The sequence below is a fragment of the Vibrio sp. MACH09 genome (assembly GCF_033238805.1).
Lineage (GTDB): Bacteria > Pseudomonadota > Gammaproteobacteria > Enterobacterales > Vibrionaceae > Vibrio.
The window spans coordinates 3,157,121-3,174,944 of record NZ_BSFZ01000001.1 but is presented as its reverse complement, the minus strand read 5'-3'; the positions used below and the strand labels follow the sequence as shown (position 1 = coordinate 3,174,944).

General features: G+C 45.3%; 13 protein-coding genes, 3 tRNA genes and 3 rRNA genes. 7 read left to right on the top strand and 12 right to left on the bottom strand.

Going from position 1 to position 17,824, the window contains the following annotated elements:
• Positions 1-467: 467 nt before the first annotated feature.
• The 7 genes from CHJ_RS14305 (at position 468) to CHJ_RS14275 (ending at position 7,365) form a co-directional block, all read left to right on the top strand.
• Positions 468-2,018, top strand: a 16S ribosomal RNA gene (locus tag CHJ_RS14305).
• Between the two features lie 213 nt (positions 2,019-2,231).
• A tRNA-Ile gene (locus CHJ_RS14300) sits at positions 2,232-2,308 on the top strand.
• A 123-nt stretch (positions 2,309-2,431) separates the two neighbouring features.
• Positions 2,432-2,507: transfer RNA gene (locus tag CHJ_RS14295), tRNA-Ala, on the top strand.
• A 329-nt stretch (positions 2,508-2,836) separates the two neighbouring features.
• A 23S ribosomal RNA gene (locus CHJ_RS14290) occupies positions 2,837-5,727 on the top strand.
• A gap of 116 nt (positions 5,728-5,843) precedes the next feature.
• Positions 5,844-5,959, top strand: a 5S ribosomal RNA gene (gene rrf, locus CHJ_RS14285).
• Together the 16S, 23S and 5S rRNA genes with 3 tRNA genes alongside form the textbook arrangement of a ribosomal RNA operon.
• A 44-nt stretch (positions 5,960-6,003) precedes the next feature.
• Positions 6,004-6,080 (top strand) — tRNA-Asp (locus tag CHJ_RS14280).
• Between the two features lie 919 nt (positions 6,081-6,999).
• Positions 7,000-7,365 (top strand): STAS/SEC14 domain-containing protein, encoded by a 366-nt coding sequence (locus tag CHJ_RS14275; RefSeq protein WP_317917978.1) that lies wholly within the window; start codon positions 7,000-7,002, stop codon positions 7,363-7,365.
• A 98-nt stretch (positions 7,366-7,463) separates the two neighbouring features.
• Here CHJ_RS14275 and CHJ_RS14270 read toward each other — a convergent pair whose 3' ends face one another.
• The 12 genes from CHJ_RS14270 to hybC all read right to left on the bottom strand — a co-directional run bounded on the left by CHJ_RS14270 (position 7,464) and on the right by hybC (position 17,824).
• Positions 7,464-7,616 (bottom strand): hypothetical protein, encoded by a 153-nt coding sequence (locus CHJ_RS14270; RefSeq protein WP_171755209.1) that lies wholly within the window; start codon positions 7,614-7,616, stop codon positions 7,464-7,466.
• Positions 7,617-7,643: 27 nt separating this feature from the next.
• Complete coding sequence (gene hypF, locus CHJ_RS14265) at positions 7,644-9,911, bottom strand: carbamoyltransferase HypF (RefSeq protein ID WP_317917977.1); 2,268 nt, start codon at positions 9,909-9,911, stop codon at positions 7,644-7,646.
• A 3-nt stretch (positions 9,912-9,914) separates the two neighbouring features.
• Positions 9,915-10,928: a hydrogenase expression/formation protein HypE gene (gene hypE, locus CHJ_RS14260; RefSeq protein WP_317917976.1), complete on the bottom strand. Its 1,014-nt coding sequence runs from the start codon at positions 10,926-10,928 to the stop codon at positions 9,915-9,917.
• Entirely contained in the window at positions 10,928-12,058 is a 1,131-nt protein-coding gene (hypD, locus tag CHJ_RS14255; RefSeq protein ID WP_317917975.1) for a hydrogenase formation protein HypD, read from the bottom strand. Before hypD ends, hypE begins: the two co-directional genes overlap by 1 nt.
• Positions 12,058-12,339, bottom strand: a complete 282-nt coding sequence (gene hypC, locus CHJ_RS14250) for a HypC/HybG/HupF family hydrogenase formation chaperone (RefSeq protein WP_171755212.1) — start codon at positions 12,337-12,339, stop codon at positions 12,058-12,060. The genes hypD and hypC overlap by 1 nt, the downstream gene beginning before the upstream one ends.
• A gap of 3 nt (positions 12,340-12,342) precedes the next feature.
• Positions 12,343-13,434, bottom strand: coding sequence for a hydrogenase nickel incorporation protein HypB (gene hypB, locus CHJ_RS14245; protein WP_317917974.1), 1,092 nt, complete (start codon positions 13,432-13,434; stop codon positions 12,343-12,345).
• Positions 13,434-13,775: a hydrogenase maturation nickel metallochaperone HypA gene (gene hypA, locus CHJ_RS14240; RefSeq protein WP_171755214.1), complete on the bottom strand. Its 342-nt coding sequence runs from the start codon at positions 13,773-13,775 to the stop codon at positions 13,434-13,436. Before hypA ends, hypB begins: the two co-directional genes overlap by 1 nt.
• A 2-nt stretch (positions 13,776-13,777) precedes the next feature.
• Positions 13,778-14,830, bottom strand: coding sequence for a hypothetical protein (locus CHJ_RS14235; RefSeq protein ID WP_317917973.1), 1,053 nt, complete (start codon positions 14,828-14,830; stop codon positions 13,778-13,780).
• On the bottom strand, positions 14,831-15,313 hold the full coding sequence (gene hybE, locus CHJ_RS14230) for a [NiFe]-hydrogenase assembly chaperone HybE (RefSeq protein WP_171755216.1): 483 nt from the start codon (positions 15,311-15,313) through the stop codon (positions 14,831-14,833). It lies immediately after the preceding gene.
• On the bottom strand, positions 15,294-15,548 hold the full coding sequence (locus tag CHJ_RS14225; RefSeq protein WP_171755217.1) for a HypC/HybG/HupF family hydrogenase formation chaperone: 255 nt from the start codon (positions 15,546-15,548) through the stop codon (positions 15,294-15,296). The genes hybE and CHJ_RS14225 overlap by 20 nt, the downstream gene beginning before the upstream one ends.
• Positions 15,539-16,033: a HyaD/HybD family hydrogenase maturation endopeptidase gene (locus tag CHJ_RS14220; RefSeq protein WP_171755218.1), complete on the bottom strand. Its 495-nt coding sequence runs from the start codon at positions 16,031-16,033 to the stop codon at positions 15,539-15,541. The genes CHJ_RS14225 and CHJ_RS14220 overlap by 10 nt, the downstream gene beginning before the upstream one ends.
• A gap of 90 nt (positions 16,034-16,123) precedes the next feature.
• Positions 16,124-17,824: a hydrogenase 2 large subunit gene (gene hybC / locus CHJ_RS14215; protein ID WP_171755219.1), complete on the bottom strand. Its 1,701-nt coding sequence runs from the start codon at positions 17,822-17,824 to the stop codon at positions 16,124-16,126.

Sequence of the window (17,824 nt, the reverse complement as noted above, 5' to 3'; positions counted from 1 at the left end):
TTGCTAGTAATAAATTCCTCCCTATAATGCGCCACACCAACACGAGATGAGCGATTAAATTCATTATCTTGTTTAGGTTGAGAAAAGAGTTTTAAAAACTTCTTGACTCACAAAATTGGAAGCGTAGAATACGCATCCCTAACTGCTTCAGGCTTGAGAAATAGCATGTTCAGTTAAACGCTCTTTAACAATTTAAACCTATCAATCTGTGTGGGCACTCGTTGATGACAATCGAAGATGATTCTCTGCTTTCGGGCACGAAATCAACAACGGTTTCAATGAACTGAGTGACCAATTTGATAGCACTTCTTTTATTAGAAATGGCTATCGAGCACAGTCAATTCATTATCATTCTGTTGGAATGATAATAGCTTTAAAATTACTTCTTACTTTCGAGTAAGGACAGTTTTGAAGTCAGTATTCGTTGAGTCCCGTTTCTCTTAATAGAGAAACAAAATCAAAACTTTAAATTGAAGAGTTTGATCATGGCTCAGATTGAACGCTGGCGGCAGGCCTAACACATGCAAGTCGAGCGGAAACGGCAATAAAGATTCTTCGGATGATTTATTGGACGTCGAGCGGCGGACGGGTGAGTAATGCTTAGGAATTTGCCCAGTCGAGGGGGATAACTATTGGAAACGATAGCTAATACCGCATACGCCCTACGGGGGAAAAGAGGGGACCTTCGGGCCTTCTGCGATTGGATAAGCCTAAGTGAGATTAGCTAGTTGGTGAGGTAATGGCTCACCAAGGCGACGATCTCTAGCTGGTCTGAGAGGATGATCAGCCACACTGGAACTGAGACACGGTCCAGACTCCTACGGGAGGCAGCAGTGGGGAATATTGCACAATGGGCGCAAGCCTGATGCAGCCATGCCGCGTGTGTGAAGAAGGCCTTCGGGTTGTAAAGCACTTTCAGTCGTGAGGAAGGTAGTTGCGTTAATAGCGCAATTATTTGACGTTAGCGACAGAAGAAGCACCGGCTAACTCCGTGCCAGCAGCCGCGGTAATACGGAGGGTGCGAGCGTTAATCGGAATTACTGGGCGTAAAGCGCATGCAGGTGGTTTGTTAAGTCAGATGTGAAAGCCCCAGGCTCAACCTGGGAAGGTCATTTGAAACTGGCAAACTAGAGTACTGTAGAGGGGGTAGAATTTCAGGTGTAGCGGTGAAATGCGTAGAGATCTGAAGGAATACCAGTGGCGAAGGCGGCCCCCTGGACAGATACTGACACTCAGATGCGAAAGCGTGGGGAGCAAACAGGATTAGATACCCTGGTAGTCCACGCCGTAAACGATGTCTACTTGGAGGTTGTGGCCTTGAGCCGTGGCTTTCGGAGCTAACGCGTTAAGTAGACCGCCTGGGGAGTACGGTCGCAAGATTAAAACTCAAATGAATTGACGGGGGCCCGCACAAGCGGTGGAGCATGTGGTTTAATTCGATGCAACGCGAAGAACCTTACCTACTCTTGACATCCAGAGAAGCCAGCGGAGACGCAGGTGTGCCTTCGGGAGCTCTGAGACAGGTGCTGCATGGCTGTCGTCAGCTCGTGTTGTGAAATGTTGGGTTAAGTCCCGCAACGAGCGCAACCCTTATCCTTGATTGCCAGCACTTCGGGTGGGAACTTCAGGGAGACTGCCGGTGATAAACCGGAGGAAGGTGGGGACGACGTCAAGTCATCATGGCCCTTACGAGTAGGGCTACACACGTGCTACAATGGCGCATACAGAGGGCAGCCAACTTGCGAAAGTGAGCGAATCCCAAAAAGTGCGTCGTAGTCCGGATTGGAGTCTGCAACTCGACTCCATGAAGTCGGAATCGCTAGTAATCGTAGATCAGAATGCTACGGTGAATACGTTCCCGGGCCTTGTACACACCGCCCGTCACACCATGGGAGTGGGCTGCAAAAGAAGTAGGTAGTTTAACCTTCGGGGGGACGCTTACCACTTTGTGGTTCATGACTGGGGTGAAGTCGTAACAAGGTAGCCCTAGGGGAACCTGGGGCTGGATCACCTCCTTAATACGAAGATTGCTCGTTTATGAGTGTCCACACAGATTGATACGGTTTAGAAAAGCAAAGAGAAAGATAACTCAGACTTATTGAGTTTATAACGACGGGATTTTTGGTTGAATCGAGGCGTGCAACTGACGAGTAAAGGAGCATACAAAAGTATGTGACTGAGCGAGGATAGGCAGCACAACGAAGAGTCAAGCAAAAAGAACGAGTTAGAATGGGTCTGTAGCTCAGCTGGTTAGAGCGCTCGCCTGATAAGCGGGAGGTCGGTGGTTCAAGTCCACTCAGACCCACCAAAATCTTCCTTCTTTTTCGTTAAGTTAATCGTCGCATATTTCAATATGCTTCCTCATAACTTGCCTCAAATAAGAAAGATTTAATCAACATATTATGAGTTATCAAAAGAAACACCCACTGATGGGGTTATAGCTCAGCTGGGAGAGCGCCTGCCTTGCACGCAGGAGGTCTGCGGTTCGATCCCGCATAGCTCCACCATCTTTAAGTGTTCTTTCTTTAAAAGAAAGATGAGAATATTTAAAAATGGTTTATTTCTTTAAATAGAAAAAATCTTTGCTCTTTAACAATTTGGAAAGCTGACAGATAACAATTTGATTGATTGTTATCTAATTTAAAAGTTCTCAAATCCTAACTCTTTCTTTGAAAGAATTAGGTACCAACACACATTCAAGTGTTCTTGGAAACAACATTACATAGTAATGCTGTTTATATTTGAGTCCGGCAAAATCGAAATGTTGTCTCGCTCATTCAAATAATGAGACAACGATAGAAACCTTGGTTGCTCATAAGACCCTTTGGGGTTGTATGGTTAAGTGACTAAGCGTACACGGTGGATGCCTTGGCAGTCAGAGGCGATGAAGGACGTATTAACTTGCGATAAGCGTAGATTAGGCAGTAAAAGCCACTTGAGTCTACGATTTCCGAATGGGGAAACCCAACTGCATAAGCAGTTACTGTTAACTGAATACATAGGTTAACAGGGCAAACCCGGGGAACTGAAACATCTAAGTACCCGGAGGAGTAGAAATCAACCGAGATTCCGAAAGTAGCGGCGAGCGAAATTGGATTAGCCCTTAAGCTTTTAGTGCGTCAGGTGAAGAGTCTGGAAAGTCTCGCAATAAAGGGTGATAGCCCCGTAACCGACAACGTACAATCAGTGAAATCGAGTAGGGCGGGACACGTGATATCCTGTCTGAATATGGGGGGACCATCCTCCAAGGCTAAATACTACTGACTGACCGATAGTGAACCAGTACCGTGAGGGAAAGGCGAAAAGAACCCCTGTGAGGGGAGTGAAATAGAACCTGAAACCGTGTACGTACAAGCAGTAGGAGCACCTTCGTGGTGTGACTGCGTACCTTTTGTATAATGGGTCAGCGACTTATATTTAGTAGCAAGGTTAACCGATTAGGGGAGCCGTAGGGAAACCGAGTCTTAACTGGGCGTCGAGTTGCTAGGTATAGACCCGAAACCAGGTGATCTAGCCATGGGCAGGTTGAAGGTTGAGTAACATCAACTGGAGGACCGAACCGACTAATGTTGAAAAATTAGCGGATGACTTGTGGCTAGGGGTGAAAGGCCAATCAAACCTGGAGATAGCTGGTTCTCCCCGAAAGCTATTTAGGTAGCGCCTCGGACGAATACTACTGGGGGTAGAGCACTGTTAAGGCTAGGGGGTCATCCCGACTTACCAACCCTTTGCAAACTCCGAATACCAGTAAGTACTATCCGGGAGACACACGGCGGGTGCTAACGTCCGTCGTGGAGAGGGAAACAACCCAGACCGCCAGCTAAGGTCCCAAAGTATAGCTAAGTGGGAAACGATGTGGGAAGGCTCAGACAGCCAGGATGTTGGCTTAGAAGCAGCCATCATTTAAAGAAAGCGTAATAGCTCACTGGTCGAGTCGGCCTGCGCGGAAGATGTAACGGGGCTAAGCTATACACCGAAGCTGCGGCAATGCTCTTTTGAGTATTGGGTAGGGGAGCGTTCTGTAAGCCGTTGAAGGTGAACTGTAAGGTTTGCTGGAGGTATCAGAAGTGCGAATGCTGACATGAGTAACGATAATGGGGGTGAAAAACCCCCACGCCGGAAGACCAAGGGTTCCTGTCCAACGTTAATCGGGGCAGGGTAAGTCGACCCCTAAGGCGAGGCCGAAAGGCGTAGTCGATGGGAAACGGGTTAATATTCCCGTACTTCTTACAATTGCGATGGGGGGACGGAGAAGGCTAGGTGGGCCTGGCGACGGTTGTCCAGGTTCAAGGGTGTAGGCTGATTTCTTAGGTAAATCCGGGAAATCACTAAGGCTGAGACCCGATGTCGAGCGCCCAAGGGCGTGAAGTCATTGATGCCATGCTTCCAGGAAAAGCCTCTAAGCTTCAGATTGTAAGAAATCGTACCCCAAACCGACACAGGTGGTCGGGTAGAGAATACCAAGGCGCTTGAGAGAACTCGGGTGAAGGAACTAGGCAAAATGGTACCGTAACTTCGGGAGAAGGTACGCTTCTGACGGTGAAGTCCCTCGCGGATGGAGCTATCGGAAGTCGCAGATACCAGGTGGCTGCAACTGTTTATTAAAAACACAGCACTGTGCAAAATCGCAAGATGACGTATACGGTGTGACGCCTGCCCGGTGCCGGAAGGTTAATTGATGGGGTTAGACTTAGGTCGAAGCTCTTGATCGAAGCCCCGGTAAACGGCGGCCGTAACTATAACGGTCCTAAGGTAGCGAAATTCCTTGTCGGGTAAGTTCCGACCTGCACGAATGGCGTAATGATGGCCACGCTGTCTCCACCCGAGACTCAGTGAAATTGAAATCGCTGTGAAGATGCAGTGTACCCGCGGCTAGACGGAAAGACCCCGTGAACCTTTACTACAGCTTGGCACTGAACATTGACCCTACATGTGTAGGATAGGTGGGAGACTTTGAAACTTCGTCGCTAGATGGAGTGGAGTCAACCTTGAAATACCACCCTTGTAGTGTTGATGTTCTAACTTAGTCCCCTGATCGGGGATGAGGACAGTGCCTGGTGGGTAGTTTGACTGGGGCGGTCTCCTCCCAAAGAGTAACGGAGGAGCACGAAGGTGGGCTAAACACGGTTGGACATCGTGTGGTTAGTGCAATGGCATAAGCCCGCTTGACTGCGAGAATGACAATTCGAGCAGGTGCGAAAGCAGGTCATAGTGATCCGGTGGTTCTGAATGGAAGGGCCATCGCTCAACGGATAAAAGGTACTCCGGGGATAACAGGCTGATACCGCCCAAGAGTTCATATCGACGGCGGTGTTTGGCACCTCGATGTCGGCTCATCACATCCTGGGGCTGAAGTCGGTCCCAAGGGTATGGCTGTTCGCCATTTAAAGTGGTACGCGAGCTGGGTTTAGAACGTCGTGAGACAGTTCGGTCCCTATCTGCCGTGGGCGTTGGAGAATTGAAAGGGGCTGCTCCTAGTACGAGAGGACCGGAGTGGACGAACCTCTGGTGTTCGGGTTGTCATGCCAATGGCATTGCCCGGTAGCTAAGTTCGGAATCGATAAGCGCTGAAAGCATCTAAGCGCGAAGCGAGCCTTGAGATGAGTTCTCCCTGATACTTTAAGTATCCTAAAGGGTTGTCGTAGACTACGACGTTGATAGGCAGGGTGTGTAAGCGTTGTGAGGCGTTGAGCTAACCTGTACTAATTGCCCGTGAGGCTTAACCATACAACACCCAAGGGGTTTTGAAGGACTCAAATAGAACATTGAATGTGTAAAGAACTTTTAAAGTTAGTTTTCCAGATTATTAAATATCCCTTTTAGGGGTATTTATCCAAATTTTGCTTGGCGACCATAGCATTGTGGACCCACCTGATTCCATGCCGAACTCAGAAGTGAAACGCAATAGCGCCGATGGTAGTGTGGGGTTTCCCCATGTGAGAGTAGGACATCGCCAGGCTTTAATTTAAGTACATTCGTTATTAAAACGAATGATACCACAGCGGAGTGGTAGTTCAGTTGGTTAGAATACCGGCCTGTCACGCCGGGGGTCGCGGGTTCGAGTCCCGTCCACTCCGCCATTTATTCTTAGGAATAAGAACAGTAAGCCTTAGCAGAAATGCTGAGGCTTTTTTGCGTTTATGCGGCTATAAAAATACTAATGGTTAGTTCTAGTAGTGGGCAATAGAGTGGTAGTTCAGTTGTGCCAACAATGTTCCCGACATTGATTGGCATTCACTCCGTCCATGGAGATTCTAGCCTCTTTGTTAGAGAAAGCGGCCTGTCACGCCGGGGGCCGCGCTTGTTTCCAAGGAATAGGGAGTCCCGTCCACTCCGCCACTTATTCTCAGGAATAAGAACAGTAAGCCTTAGCAGAGATGTTAAGGCTTTTTTGTGTTTTAGCGGTTATAAAAATACCAATGGTTAGTTCTAATAAAGTGGGCAGCGGAGCGGAAGTTCAGTTGTGCCAACAATGTTCCCGACATTGATTGGTATTCACTCCGTCCATGGAGATTCTAGCCTCTTTGTTAGAGAAAGTGGCCTGTCACGCCGGGGGGCGCGCTTGTTTTCGACGAATAGGGAGTCTCGTCCGCTCCGCCATTTATTCTTAGGAATAAGAACAGTAAGCCTTAGCAGAGATGTTAAGGCTTTTTTGTGTTTAAGCGCGGTAGTTCAGTTGTGCCAACAATGTTCCCGACATTGATTGGCATTCACTCCTTCCATGGAGATTCTAGCCTCTTTGTTAGAGAAAGCGGCCTGTCACGCCGGGGATCGACCTTGTTTTCAACGAGCAGGGAGTCCCGTCCACTCCGCAACTTATTCTTAGGAATAAGAACAGTAAGCCTTAGCAGAAAATGCTGAGGCTTTTTTATATCTGTTAAATGGTCAGGAAATATCGACTTCGATCAAATAGAAGCATGAATACACTTTTCTGACATTAACCTAAGCAGCATCATGCATAATCAATATTGAGTTTTATTGACATCATTGGTGGAAAAAATGATCAAACAATTAATAGAGAGTGAAGGTGCGACTATTGGCCTTGAGATTTCAGGAAAAATAGATTCACAACAAGAAAATCAATGGATTGAGAAACTGGATAATCTTATACAAGAGCAGGGCGCAATTAATGTGCTTATTGTACTTAATGGCAAATTCTCAATGGATGCTAATGTGGTCTATAAAGATTTGAAATGGACATTCTCAAATTTGAAGAACATTAATAAATTGGCGATTGTGTCTGATAGTAAACTGATCGGCTTACTTGTCGCTGCAGACAGCCCTTTTGGAAAGTTAGTTGGGATAGATGAAAAGCATTTTGAAATAAGCAAATTAAATGATGCATGGCGCTGGATTAAAGAATAATTGCACCAAGATATTGAACCGTCAACTTGCTATAACAAGAGAAAATTCCTCGTTATAGCAAGTTAGAACTAACGGACTAAAAATATTTAGAACAGAAGTTACTTATTCTTCCAAATATAGTAAGCACCTACTGCCGCGGCCAATAGCATTAAACCACCAGTAAGCTCTTCAGGGTGAGAGTGAGCTGCTCCCGGGTGTGCGAACGCCAAACCTGGAAGTAGAATCAATGTAGAGATAAGTAATTTTTTCATTTCATTTTCCTTTAATGGTATTACTTTTTAATTAGCTTGTATGTTTTGACTAAGTGCGACAGCCAATTGCCCTAAAGCAATTCCACCGTCGCCACATGAATATTTATTATGTTGTAAGATCGTCATTGACTGCTCTAACTCCTTTTTTAGCAAAGAGGTCAAAAGTTTGTTGTGAAATACACCACCGGTTAGCACTAAGTGATCAATGTTATGTGTCTGATTAGCACGTTTAACCATTTTTGCTAATGCGGTAGAAAGAGCTATGTGAAACCATCGAGCTTTATCACAACGACGGCCCTCAAGATGTAACCACTGCTTCCAGAATGCCTGAAGATTTAGCTTCAGATCTGTGAGTTCAATTTTTATAGGGCAAGGCACCGTGCTAGTAGCTTGAGAAGCAAGAGCTTCCAACTGGCAAGCCGCTTGTCCTTCATACTCAATGGCGTCTACAGCAATGCCTAATGATGCTGCTACGGCGTCAAATAAACGCCCGGCAGAGCGGGTAACATGGGTATTTATGTTTTTTTCAATGGCGGTATCAAGCAACTTATACGGCTTGTCGGTAAAAAGCGCATCAAGTTGAGAGGTTGAAAGTGTAGGTAAAAATGTTTTCAAGTGGCAGTAAAAAGAACGCCAAGGCTGTCTCGCAGCACTATCTCCTCCGATAAGCGTCACCGAAGGTATTCCGCCAATGATTTTGTACTGAGCATAATTGGCAATAAATAGCTCTCCTCCCCAAAACTCACCATCATTGCCAAAGCCTAATCCATCAAGAGCAAGAGCGAGAACATTATCACCATTATTCGGCCAACCATTCTCGATTAAGCAACTGGCAATATGGGCGTGATGATGTTGCACATACTGTACTGACTCTGAGGTTTTTTCTGCTAGCTGATGGCTATAGTAGCCGGGATGCAGGTCGGCAATGTGGTGTTTAAAGGAGAGCTGATAGACAGACTGAAAATGCTCAATTGCATGATTGTATTGTTGTTGCGATTCGATATTGGCAAGATCACCAAGGTATTGGCTAACAATGATCTGTTGACCTTTTCCTATCGCGAAAGCACTCTTTAAGTCACCGCCATAAGCAAAATAACCGTCCGCAGAAGGAAACCCTTTGGGTAGACGAATAGCATCAGGAACTAGACCTCTAGAGCGACGCAGTGTTTCTAGTTCTCCTTCGTCACTGACCCGAACGAGTGAATCATCACAGCGATGCAATATTTCTCGGTCGTGGAGGACAAATATATCGGCTATTTCAGCCAACTCGCATATCGCCTGTTCATTTGTTAATGCAGGAGGAAGCCCTGAACCATTACCTGACGTCATTACAACGGGTTTAGGAAAGTAGCTGGAAATGAGATGCTGCAAAGGATTAGATGGTAGCATAACGCCAATTTCAGCCAGCTCAGGCGCAATGTTGTCGGCAAGCAGCTTACTCTCCCTCTTCTCAAGCAATGTAATCGGTGCGATACGACTTTGTAGCATTTCACGTTGTGATGCAGAGCAATGAGCAATAGCGACGACGCTATCGATATTGTTTGCCATAACAGCGAAAGGTTTAAATTGTCTATTTTTGCGAGCTCTCAACGTTTGCACTGCAATACGGTTACTGGCATCACATGCAAGGTGGAAGCCGCCAACAGATTTGATTGCGACAATATTTCCTTGCTCTAATTGATCTGCAATGACTTCTAGCCAGTTACCGCTGATCTTCTCTCCATGGCGATCTAATAACCAGACAGTAGGTCCGCACTCAGGGCAGGCGACGGGTTGTGCATGATATCTTCTATCTGCGGGGTTACCGTATTCGGAACTGCATTGAGAGCATAACGGGAAGTGCTTCATGACCGTTTTTGGGCGGTCATAGGGAAGGGCGTTGATTATGGTGAATCTAGGACCACAATGGGTGCAATTAATAAATGGGTAGAGGTATCGAGCGTTCTCTGGCTGATAGAGCTCTTCAATGCACTCAGGGCAGGTTGCGGCATCAGGAACTATCTGTGTATCTACGGATGTCGATTGAGATTGAACAATGGAGAACGCCTCCGGCATTGATACCCAACAATAGTCATACGTATCAAGAGATTCGATTTCAGCAAGAGGGGGTAACTCAGCTTGCAGTAAACGAACAAATTCATCTAGCTGATCAGCATCGGTTAAACGTATAACGACGCCTTGCCCATCATTAAGCACTTCACCTTTAATTTCTAACTGGTGAGCGATTTGCCAGACAAAGGGGCGGAAGCCAACCCCTTGTACCTTGCCTTTTACTCGAATCTCAATCCCTATCATAGGCTAGCAGATCCTCGGCATCGGTTCTGTTGATGGTAGGTCTAACCAACGGCTGCCACCAAAAGCATTCGCAATAGTGACTTTCTTACTGGCATTGACCTGGCCAATTACCGCAGCATCTTTACCACCAGATAACTGTTTTAATGCTTCAAGGGCTGATGTTGTATCTTGTGGAGAGACAATGGCTACTAATTTGCCTTCGTTGGCAAAGTTAATGGCTTCTAATCCGAGTAGCTCACAAATCCCTCTGACTTCCTGAGTCATTGGTAGTGATTCCTCGTTAAGTTGAAAGCCACAACCTGATGATGACGCAAACTCGTGTAGTACGGCATTAACGCCTCCACGCGTCGCGTCTCTAAGAGTTCGCACTCCTTTAATCGGCAGTAACGCCTCTACTAATGGGTATAAGTGTTGGCAGTCACTCTGTAGCAAACCATCTAGCCCCAGACCTTCTCTCAAATTTAGTATGGTTGCGCCATGATCTCCTAATGTTCCAGAGATGATAATGTTGTCACCACTCTTTATTGTCTCAGCACCCCAAAGGATACCTTCAGGAACAACACCAATGCCGCTAGTATTGATAAACAGTTTATCAGCAGCGCCTTTAGGCACGACTTTGGTGTCCCCGGTAACAATTTGAATACCGGCCTCTTTCGCCGCATTGGCCATAGAGATAACAATGGCTTCCAGTTCAGAGAAAAGTAGTCCTTCTTCTAAAATGAAAGCACTGGATAGATAGAGTGGTTTTGCGCCACTCATTGCCACGTCGTTTGCCGTGCCATAAATCGCCAGCTTACCAATGTCTCCGCCGGGAAAAACGATAGGATCAACAACAAAAGAGTCGGTTGAATAAGCGAGATGACTTCCATTAGTGAGCAGTGGTGCTAAAGGAATTTTAGCCTGATCTTCTTGCTTACAAAGCGTGTCATTAGAGAACTGCTTCATAAATAAACGATCAATTAATTGCTGCATCGCTTTCCCACCACTACCGTGGGCTAAGGTGATTCTCTCTTCCATCAATTTTGTTCCTCTGCAAGTGGTTCTCTGCGATAGTTATAATAGGCAGCACAAGCGCCTTCTGAAGAGACCATCAACGCGCCAATGGCTGTTTCAGGGGTGCAAGCATGACCAAACAGTGGGCAGTCATCAGGTTTACAGCGGCCGGCAAGAATTTCACCACATCGGCTCCCTTCCGGATCCGCGGCGGTGCTACTTTCCGGTTTAAAATGAAGTTCTGCATCAAAAGGTTGGTAATCTGGTGACAATTTAATGCCGGAACCTTCAATTACACCTAACCCTCGCCATTCACTCGCTTGTTTTATCTGGAACACATCAGCCATTGCACTCAGTGCGTTCTTATTGCCTTCATCTGCCACAACGCGAGAATACTGATTTTCGATAACACAACGTTTCTCTTGTAACTGTTTGACTAGCATTAATAAGGCTTGCAGCATATCCAAAGGTTCGAAGCCAGTAACAACACTTGGCTTGTGAAATTGATCCACCAATGGCTGATAAGGCTTGGTTCCTATAATCATAGAAAGGTGGCCGGGTAGTAAGAAACCATCAATGCGTACATCATCTTGATTTAGTAGCGCAACAAGGGTCGGCATTAAAGTGATGTGCTGACAGAATAGTTTAAAGTTGCTGATGTTGTTATGTTTGGCTTGTTGTAATGTCATTGCGGTGGCAGGCATTGTGGTTTCAAACCCTAATGCAAAGAACACCACTTGTTTGTCGGGATTTTTTTCCGCAATAAGTAGCGCATCCATAGGAGAATAAACCATACGGACATCACAACCTCGTGAACTGGCATCAAATAGTGAACCGTTGCTTCCCGGAACTCTCATTGCATCGCCAAAAGTACATAAAATAGTATTTGGTTGCTCTGCGATGGCGATACACTGATCAAGTCGGGACTTAGGTAATACACACACAGGGCAACCAGGTCCGTGGACAAACTCGATACTTGTAGGTAGTAGTTGTAGGATGCCGTATTTAAACAAGGTATGAGTATGCCCGCCACATACTTCCATAATCTGTAGTGGTTTCATCTCTTCAGGTATTGCATCAACCACTTTTTTAATCTTGGCAATAATCGCCTTAGCGAGTTGAGGGTCGCGGAACTCATCTACATAATCCATCATTACTCTCCTATCTGCTGGCGTTGACTAAAATCATCAATTTCATGGTCAAGAGCTTGCATGGACTCGAGTGCGTGTAAGGTCTCTTTTGCTTGTTCTTCATCAATAATACACATGGCGAAACCGACATGTACCAATGCCCATTTTCCTATTAGATCGCTAATATCACCATCAACGACACACGCCAGATTGACTTCACGCTTGATGCCGCTAACCACAACATTGCCTAACATGGTTTGCGCATCAGTGATTTCCACTATTTGTCCCGGAATACCTAAACACATATCTTAATGACTCCCTAGCCAATCGAGCCATTCTTGCATTCCTTCCCCAGTTACCGCAGAAACAAGCAGTGGCTGGATGTTTGGGTTCACTCGTTTTGCATTCTGGACGCAAGCATCCAAATCAAATGTAAGATGAGGCAGCAAGTCGATTTTATTGATGATCATTAGATCAGCATCAGCAAAGATATCTGGATACTTAAGTGGTTTATCTTCTCCTTCTGTGACGGAAAGAATCGCTACTTTATGGCTCTCTCCAAGATCGAATGCAGCAGGGCAGACTAAATTGCCTACATTCTCAATAAATAGAGTCGTGTTATCGTTAGGAGAAAGATGGGCGATGGCCTCAGAAACCATTTGTGCATCTAGATGGCAACCTTTACCTGTATTAATTTGTATCGCTTTTGCTCCGGTTTTTCTAATACGATCTGCATCATTTGTAGTTTGTTGATCGCCTTCAATTACGGCACATTTTAGGTGATCTAATTTACTTAATGTTTCAGTGAGCAGCGTTGTTTTCCCAGAGCCGGGGCTAGAAACTAAATTTAGGGTAGTAATGTTTTTGCTATGCAGAAACTGACGGTTTTTTTCTGCAATAGCATCATTTTTACCTAGGATATCTTTTTCAATCTGCACCATTCGGCTTTGCGTCATTCCGGGAGCGTGGGAGTGTGCAGCACCTTTTCCAAAATGAAGGTCTTCTCCCTGTTTTTCTGCTTTAAAATGCTCATGCTCATGCTCATGCTCATGCTCATGCTCATGCTCATGCTCATGCTCATGCTCATGCTCATGCTCATGCTCATGCTCATGCGTGTGACTGTGGCTATGATCATGGTCGTGTGGATGAGGATGAGAATGCGGAGCATCGGGTTGGCCTTCAGCAGACATGTGGTAATGAATATGTACTGGCCCATGGTAATGGTGGTGATGAACGACCTGAGGAGAGTGGTCATGTGAGTGATGATGGTCATGTCCATCATCATGGGTGTGATTATGATCGTTATGATGAGCGTGATCGTGTTGGTGATCATGTTCATGATGATGGTGAGCACCCTCTATTCTAACGTTTCCAGCTCCGCAGCCGCATGTTGTACACATTAGTAAACCTCCAATTCTTTAATTCGCATTTCATCTCCGCCTTTCGCTTGTATGCTGTATCCATGACAATCAGGGCATGAATCTAAACGGCTAGAAATTGCTATCTCTTTACTGCAATCGAAACACCAAGCTGTTGCGGGTAATTCCGTTATCTCTAATTTTGCTGAATCTGCTATGGTTCCGCGACAAACGACATCAAAACAGAAACACATAGCGTCTTTTTCTACACCTGAAAAAGCACCCACTTCCAAATATACTGTTTTGACATTGGAATAGTTTTGCGCTTTTGCTTGTTCTTCTACGACTTGAATTAAGCTTTCGCACAATGACATTTCATGCATATTTAGTGCTCTCCATGTGTTGTATTGAGATGGATAGAAAATTCAACGCAGGGATCAATTGCCCATATCAACTGTCTAATCCACTGTTCGCCAACAAACTTTTGTCCTATCAATGAACGGACAACGAAGCCATTGTCAGAGAAGTAACGGTCAGTCGGTGCATCAATTTTATAGTTGGTTATTCTCGCTTGCGTATCCATCGAGACTTGATGACTTACCGTACCTCTTGAAGCGAAGGCTTCTCCCATCATAGTCGGCATTGCTTGTTCAGGGTGTTGGCTGACAGAGGCTATTTCCACCAGTCGAGCTAACGTTCTGGTGGTGATACTGTTTCCCCAGTTGCTCATTGCACTCACCACAAGGGGATGATTTTTCTGGCGTAAGAGGGGGCCACTCTCTTGGTCGCACTGTTCACCGGCTGTGGCTCCAAAATTTTTGATTTCTGTTGCTAGCATGGCGGAAAAAAGTTGTGCATAAGGGGAGTTACATTGAGCCCATTGATCGAGTTGTTTCATGGAAAAATCGATAAATGTTTGTACTGGTACACCAAACAGTGGTTCAAGTGCTAATTGAATCGCGTGCCAATCTGGTTGAGGTACTGGTTGGCAATCAGACATAGATAATGGTGTCAGTGTTCGTAACTGCTGGAGCAGCAGACGACTTAATGCAATGCTCTCTTCTGTTGCAAAGTCAGCTCCAAATAGCTCTCTCTCCATTTGCCATAATTGCCAGCAGTGTTCTTTTAACCATTCAAGTGCACAGCCGACAGACATACGTTCAATTTGAGTGCTGGAAAAAGCGTTTCCTGTTGCGTGTAATAATGCACCAAGTGCGGCACTTTGCTGTGCTTGAGAGCACAACATAAAAAGTGTTGGAATTCGATTTAGTGCGTCAGATGAAGATAAGTTACACAGTAAGCGCCCTATATGTTGAGGGCGTTTATTGGCAATGGATACGTTCGTGATTACTGTCTCTTCAACCGTTACGTATAAATTAATATGCCCGGCAGAAGGAGCCGCAATAGCTATCTTGTTGGTGGGCAATTGAGTAGACATTTAACTGGTTAGCTCAGTTTTTAGTAGCTTGCCAAATAACGCTCGACGAGATTGGTCATCTACATGTAATTCAGTGGTTGGAATGGCGGTAATTAAGCGGCGAATATCCTCCGCCAGTTTTAATCCTGCTTGTTGATTCGCAATATCGCCAACTGGAGAGAGCAATGAACAAGAGAGATAAGTACCTAACTTTTCATGTTGCCCTACAAAAAAAGTGTAGTCACCGGATGGTAGCTTTAGGCCAAATTTGTCGCCGACAGTAAAATCTTGCCAGTTTCGATTAGGACCTGCGATAACCAGTGCACTTAATGTCCAAGGAGTAAGCAATATACCAAGCCAATCACCCTCAAAGAGAGCGAAACCAACACTTTTTACAGATAGATATGGATTCACGAAAGGCAAGTCAGCCATCTCATTGAGATGAATGTCGGTAAATACTTGCTCAACGAGTTCCGCAGGATTATTAGTAAAGTTCAATGGCACGTTCTATGTCTCCATGTTCAATGGCTTTTATTAACTCAATCGCTTTAAGTGCTTCTTCACTATCCATTTTGTCTACGGCAAACCCACCCACCTGAATAAGTAAGTAATCACCTACTTGAACACCACTGTCCATCATCAGTAGGCTGACGGTCTGTTGACCATTTTTGGACTCCACCACCGCAGATAAATTATCATCAGACAAACTAACGACTTTGGAAGGCACACCTATGCACATACAGGTGCCTCTCTCTTTTGCAAAGTGATACCGATGTCTTGCAGGTGGTCTACCACCAACTTTTTAATGGTTGGAATGGCTTTGCTAACGGTATGGGTCATTTCTAATCCCGGTTCTACTGATTCAGGAACTATGCCGATTAATAAAATGTTTTTTGGGGACTCTCCTGTTAGCTTTAATGCACCGAGAAGATCGGACAAGCCTAACTGATGAGGAGAGACCTTGTTGTTAAACAGTGCTGGAACATCATCGTCTTTAAGAGTGACGACAGTACCGGGTTCGTCGCCAGTTAATACGGCATCAACGATGACGATATGTTCTCTATTGGCGATATAATCAAGCAGTTCCATTCCAGCTGTCCCCCCGTCAACGACATCGATTCCTTCTGGAAAGAGATACTCATCTTCAAGTTGATTCACTGTATGGACACCTACGGACTCATCGCTAAGCAATAAATTACCGACACCTAACACTAGAATATTCAATGGAATTTCCCTCTTACGACTCACTTGGTAAAGGTGGTTTAATGATTACGATGGCATAGTGCTATGCCATCGTTTGGTTAGTTTAGATGACTACAATACTTTTACTTTGGTGATACCTTTTCCTCGGGTATCAACAATATGCACCGCACATGACATGCATGGGTCAAATGAGTGAATGGTCCGAATCACCTCTAAAGGATTTTCTGGGTCATCTACTGGTGTGCCAATCAGTGAATGTTCATATGGGCCTAGATCGTCATTACTGTTTCTTGGACCCGAGTTCCAAGTTGAAGGAACAACGGCTTGATAGTTCTCTATTTTGCCATCTTTAATGACAATCCAGTGAGACAACAGACCGCGTGGTGCTTCATGGAAGCCGACTCCTTTTACTACACCATAAGGGAAGTAAGGTTTAACAAACGTAGTGGTATCGCCAGTGGCAATATTGTCTATAAGTGCTTGCCATTCAGTCGCGAGAATATCTTTTAACACGGCACACCTTACGGCTCTTGTTGCATGACGGCCCAGAGTTGAGTGAAGGTGCTTAATTTCAGGTTTAATATTCGTTAGAGCTTCAAAGGTACCAAGTACATCGTTTAGATGTTTGGTGGTGGATTCATCACCAGCAGCGACGGCACACAGAACTTGAGCTAGAGGCCCTACCTGAACCGCTTTACCGTAGAAGGTTGGAGATTTAACCCACGAGTACTTACCTTCGTCTTCAAACCCTGTGTAGTTCGGATTTGTTTTACCATCCCATGGATGGAATGGGCCATCCTCTTGGTACCAAGAGTGTTTACTGCTCTCTTCTACACCATCGATTAGGTATTGATCTTTATGGCTGGTAATAGGCTTAAAGGTAGAAATGTCTCCATTCTCAATATAGCCACCAGGCATTAAGAAACTGCCGCCTTTGCCATCTGTTGGTAGATCAGGAACGGATAGATAGTTTGTCACCCCTTCCCCAATCGACAGCCACTCAGGATAGTGAGCTGCAACAATAGCCACGTCAATTTTGTACACTTGTTCGATAAATTCATCCAGCTGATCGATAAATGATTTTATGTACATCAATCGTTCGTGGTTTAGCACACTTGGAGCATCAAGGTTGATCGGGTTCGCTACACCGCCCACGGCCAAGTTTTGGATATGAGGGGTTTTACCGCCAAGAATCGCAACGATTCGGTTGGCGTTTCTTTGATATTCAAGTGCTTGCAAATAGTGAGCAACGGCAATTAGGTTCACTTCAGGAGAGAGTTTCATCTCTTTGTGTCCCCAGTATCCGTTAGCAAAAATACCAAGCTGACCACTGTCAACTAAACCTTGTAGCTTGTCTTTTACTTTTTGGAATTCTGCAGCAGAGTTTAGAGACCAAGTCGATAAAGGTGCGCAGATTTTTTCACATTTGACTGGATCCGCAGAAAGAGCAGAAACAACATCAACCCAATCCAGCGCAGATAGTTGATAAAAGTGAACCACGTTATCGTGTATTCCGTGGGCCGCAACAATCATATTACGAATATGTTGTGCATTCACTGGAATATCTAAATCCAGAGCACTTTCTACAGAGCGAACAGAAGCGATCGCATGAACAGTGGTACACACTCCGCAAATACGTTGAGTGATCACCCAAGCATCTCTAGGATCTTGCCCTTTTAATATCTCTTCCATTCCTCGCCACATAGTCCCTGATGACCATGCATTGGTAACTTTTCCATCTTCTATTTCGCAATCGATACGCAAGTGGCCTTCGATGCGGGTAATCGGATCAATAGTAATACGTTGACTCAT

Bases quoted from the DNA above. Each gene is read 5' to 3' on its own strand.
- hypF (WP_317917977.1), bottom strand. From the start codon at position 9,911: ATGATAGGGATTGAGATTCGAGTAAAAGGCAAGGTACAAGGGGTTGGC.
- hypC (WP_171755212.1), bottom strand. From the start codon at position 12,339: ATGTGTTTAGGTATTCCGGGACAAATAGTGGAAATCACTGATGCGCAA.
- CHJ_RS14235 (WP_317917973.1), bottom strand. From the start codon at position 14,830: ATGTCTACTCAATTGCCCACCAACAAGATAGCTATTGCGGCTCCTTCT.
- hybC (WP_171755219.1), bottom strand. From the start codon at position 17,824: ATGAGTCAACGTATTACTATTGATCCGATTACCCGCATCGAAGGCCAC.
- hypA (WP_171755214.1), bottom strand. From the start codon at position 13,775: ATGCATGAAATGTCATTGTGCGAAAGCTTAATTCAAGTCGTAGAAGAA.
- CHJ_RS14225 (WP_171755217.1), bottom strand. From the start codon at position 15,548: ATGTGCATAGGTGTGCCTTCCAAAGTCGTTAGTTTGTCTGATGATAAT.
- hypD (WP_317917975.1), bottom strand. From the start codon at position 12,058: ATGATGGATTATGTAGATGAGTTCCGCGACCCTCAACTCGCTAAGGCG.
- CHJ_RS14275 (WP_317917978.1), top strand. From the start codon at position 7,000: ATGATCAAACAATTAATAGAGAGTGAAGGTGCGACTATTGGCCTTGAG.
- hypB (WP_317917974.1), bottom strand. From the start codon at position 13,434: ATGTGTACAACATGCGGCTGCGGAGCTGGAAACGTTAGAATAGAGGGT.
- CHJ_RS14270 (WP_171755209.1), bottom strand. From the start codon at position 7,616: ATGAAAAAATTACTTATCTCTACATTGATTCTACTTCCAGGTTTGGCG.
- hypE (WP_317917976.1), bottom strand. From the start codon at position 10,928: ATGGAAGAGAGAATCACCTTAGCCCACGGTAGTGGTGGGAAAGCGATG.